Source organism: Prevotella micans F0438 (genome assembly GCF_000243035.1).
In the GTDB taxonomy this organism is placed as follows: domain Bacteria; phylum Bacteroidota; class Bacteroidia; order Bacteroidales; family Bacteroidaceae; genus Prevotella; species Prevotella micans.
Window position 1 is genome coordinate 1 of sequence record NZ_JH594531.1, and the last position, 724, is coordinate 724.

The window sequence follows — 724 nt, forward strand, 5'->3', positions numbered from 1 at the left end:
GCCAATAAGTCCAATCATAACCAGTCCTACGTCGTTGATTGCAAAGGCTGTACAGCAAATGAGACCGCCCGCAATGGCAACCGCCGAACCGAGGTGAAAACCGGTGTATTTATTGATGATTTTAGCCATAATATCCAGTCCGCCAGTAGAGGCATTTATACTGAACAATATGCTTTGCGATGCACTCAAAACAACAACGAAACACAACAAATCGAACCATGGATTAGCTATCGTTTGTCCTGCTACATGGACGGCAAATATAGATTCCTTGATGGGAATAACTGTTCCCAGGAAGTCAATCATCGGACCGAGAATTAATGCCGTGTAGACCGTCTTTGCTCCGAATTCGTTACCAATGAGTAAGAATGCCAGAATCAACAAAATAGCATTGATAACAAATATTATAGTTCCTACCGAAATGAACGGAAGTAGTTTAGAAACCACTAGCGATAAGCCGGTGATAGAACCAACAATGAGCTTACTGGGAATCAAGAAAAAATAAACTCCCATAGCGGCAACAAACATGCCCAACGTCATTATGAGAAGTTCTACCCAAAACTTCTTGGTAGCCAGAATGGCCCCTAGTTTACTGACAGTTTTCTTCGCATTTTCTGCTGTGAATACGTGACTGAATCGCTGATTTTGATTCATAATTTCATGATTTTTGATTGTGATATTTAAAGGATTATTCTCATGGTATGCAAAACAGCCCAAAGGCCGATTA

At 40.9% G+C, this 724-nt stretch carries 1 protein-coding gene; it reads right to left on the bottom strand.

Going from position 1 to position 724, the window contains the following annotated elements; all coding sequences use genetic code 11:
* Nucleotides 1-651 (bottom strand): YitT family protein (locus HMPREF9140_RS10000; RefSeq protein ID WP_006953793.1); only part of this gene is annotated, 651 nt, incomplete at its 3' end.
* Nucleotides 652-724: the final 73 nt, after the last annotated feature.